Raw genomic sequence first — 2,720 nt, forward strand, 5'->3', positions numbered from 1 at the left:
CCCGTACACCGACACCCTTCCCAAGGCCCTGGTGCCGGTGGACGGGGAGACGACCATCCTCGACACGTCGTCGCGCGCCGCCACCAGCACCGCCGCGCCGGACCCGGACCTGACCCGCGAGCCGGAGACCCCGAAGGCGCCGAAGCGCAAGATCCTGGCGTACGACTACGAGGCGCAGACCACCTACTTCAACTGCGGCCCGGCCGCGGTCCGGAACGCCCTGAGCGCCACCGGCATCGCCCGCACCCAGGACCAGCTCGCCGGCCCGCTCGGCACCACCGAGATGGGCACGAACTCGGCCGAGGACACCACCCGCGTCCTCAACGCCGTCGTCAAGGGCGACCCGTACCGCACCCGGATGATCCCGGGCGGCGCGGCCACCCCGGCGCAGATGGACCGGCTCCAGGCCGACGTGGTCGCCGCCATCGCCGACGGCCGTGGCGTCGTGGTCAACGTGGCGGGCACCGCCACCGACACCGAGGGCGGCTGGCACTCGTTCCCCGGCGGCCACTACATCGCCGTGGTCGGCTACTCCGACGACGGCCGCCTGGTGCGCATCGCCGACTCGGCCGACCCGGCCACCCCGGCGTACTGGATGACCGCCATCGACCTGGCGAACTGGGCCGCCACCCGCGGATACTCCGCCTGACCGACGCGCTCCACCGCGGGCGTCGACCTCCGAGCAGGGGGTCGGCGCCCGTTGTCGTACCCGCGTCGCGGCTCTCGCCCGGGCGGTCCGGCCGGTGGCAGACTGCGCGCATGGTCGATGAATCGGGTGACCGGGACGGGCGTCCCGTCCTGCTGCTTCTGCACGGCATGGGCGCCACCGGGGAGGTGTGGCTGCCCTCGGCGCCGCTGCTGGAACGCCGGTGGGCGGGGCGCTGGCTGGCACCGGACCTCGCCGGTCACGGCTGGTCGCCGCCGCTGCCGGCGTACTCGTTCACGGGGCTGGCCGACCGGCTGGCCGGGAGTCTCGCCCCGACCGACCGGCTCGTGGTGCTGGGGCACTCCCTCGGGGGCGTGGTCGGCCTGGCGCTGGCCGCGCGGACGGCGGGGCTGCCGGTGGACGCGGTCGTCGGGTTGGGCATCAAGGCGGTCTGGTCACCCGGGGAGCTGGCGAAGGCCGGTGACCTGGCGGCGCGGCCCGTGACCTGGTTCGCCGGCCGGGACGAGGCCGCCCGTCGCTACCTGCGGGTCTCCGGCCTGGCCGGACTCCTCGCGCCCGACCATCCCGTGGTGGAGGCGGGTCTGCGGCAGGTCGACGGGCGGTGGCGGCTGGCGATGGACCCGGTCGCGTTCGGCGTGGGAGAGCCCGACCTGGCGGCACTGCTGGCCGCTGCCGACGTGCCAGTGGTGCTGGCCCGGGGCGAGAACGACCCGATGGTCTCCGACGCGCAGCTCAAGGAGTTCGGCGTCCCGGTCGCCACGCTGCCCGGCCTCGGGCACAACGCTCACGTCGAGGACCCGGAGGCCGTTCTCGCGCTCGTGGACCCGTACCGCTGACCGGGTGGCGCCGGCCGGGCGAGGGGGCGCCCGGCCGGCGCGCGGCGGCTCAGTAGGTGCAGCCGCTGGAGGGCAGGGCGGACGGGGCCGGGACGGAGGCGCCGTCGTAGAGCGCCAGCAGCATCTGCTGCGGGCAGCGGTTCCCGCCGTTGACGCGGATCTCGAGGTGCAGGTGCGGCCCGGTGCTGTTGCCGGTGTTGCCGGTGTACCCGATGACCTGGCCGGCGCTGACCCGGCTGCCCGCCGCCACCGAGCGGGACGACAGGTGACAGTACTGGTAGTACGCGCCGTCGTCGCCGGAGATGCCGATGCCGTATCCGCAGCCGCCACCGACGTGGCTGATGGTGCCGGCGGTGATCGCGTAGGTCGTCACGCCGGTCCACGTGGGCAGGTCGAGCGCCGGGTAGTCGTGGTGCGGGTCGTCGTACTCGCTGCGCGGCAGGACGGACCTGCCGATGACGAGGCGATAGTTGCCGCCGCCCTGCCCGTCGCCGATGAGCCACTGCCAGGTGGTGGCGCCGACGGTGGTGCCGCCGGTGAGGCCCCGGCTGGCCTTGAAGGAGTTGACCGCGTTGGTGGTGGCGGTACCCCAGGCCCCGTCGACGGTGAGGCCGTGGCCGTACTTGTTGAGCGCGGTCTGCAGGGCCCGGACCGCGTTGTTGTTCGCGCCGACGTCGAGGGTGACGACCAGCCGGCTCCAGGTCAGCGGGCCGACGATGCCGTCGGCGGTGAGGCCGTTGGCGGACTGGAAGCCCTGGACGGCCGACACGGTCCCGGAGCCGTAGTAGCCGTCCACGCTCAGCGTCCGTCCGTGGTGGCGGAGCAGGAACTGGGCGGAGGTGACGTTGGCGCCGGACGTGCCGCTGCTCAGGGTGGGCCAGGCCGGGGTGGCGGCCTGCGCGGCGGTCGGACCGACGAGCACGGCGACGGCGGTGAGGGCCGCGGCGCCGAGCCAGGTGAGCATCCGGCGGACGGTGGTTGCCATGTGGCGCACTCCTTGGGGTGGAGGGGTGCGAGCGGCGTCGGGGCGCGCCGCGTCGACCGGTGCCCGGGGCGGACGGGTCACCGCCCGCCGGTCCGGGAACACCGGTCCCGCCAGTATGGTTATGAAGATAAATATTTAGACCGGCGACGTCAGCGCGTACGCGGACCGCACGGTCGCCTCCTTCGCCGACCGCCCGGTGCCGGGCCCGCCCGCCGGCGGCTGACCTCCCGTG

At 74.6% G+C, this 2,720-nt stretch carries 3 protein-coding genes and 1 pseudogene; 3 read left to right on the forward strand and 1 reads right to left on the reverse strand.

What is annotated here, in order from left to right; translation table 11 throughout:
- The coding region (locus tag AB0I76_RS27070) for a C39 family peptidase (protein WP_357041102.1) at positions 1-649 on the forward strand (649 nt) is incomplete at its 5' end.
- A 110-nt stretch (positions 650-759) separates the two neighbouring features.
- The gene (locus tag AB0I76_RS27075) at positions 760-1,503 is read left to right on the forward strand and encodes an alpha/beta fold hydrolase (protein WP_357041105.1); all 744 of its coding nucleotides are present in this window, start codon (positions 760-762) and stop codon (positions 1,501-1,503) included.
- A 49-nt stretch (positions 1,504-1,552) separates the two neighbouring features.
- Here the strand turns inward: AB0I76_RS27075 and AB0I76_RS27080 are convergent, their stop codons facing one another.
- Positions 1,553-2,488 carry a peptidoglycan-binding protein gene (locus AB0I76_RS27080; protein ID WP_357041107.1) on the reverse strand — a complete coding sequence of 312 codons (936 nt, stop codon included), beginning with the start codon at positions 2,486-2,488 and terminating at the stop codon, positions 1,553-1,555.
- A 133-nt stretch (positions 2,489-2,621) separates the two neighbouring features.
- Here AB0I76_RS27080 and AB0I76_RS27085 point away from each other — a divergent pair.
- Positions 2,622-2,711: pseudogene (locus AB0I76_RS27085) on the forward strand (alpha/beta hydrolase); the annotation flags it as partial.
- Between the last annotated feature and the right edge of the window lie 9 nt (positions 2,712-2,720).

Origin of the sequence: Micromonospora sp. NPDC049799, assembly GCF_040656655.1 — a bacterium.
GTDB lineage: Bacteria > Actinomycetota > Actinomycetes > Mycobacteriales > Micromonosporaceae > Micromonospora.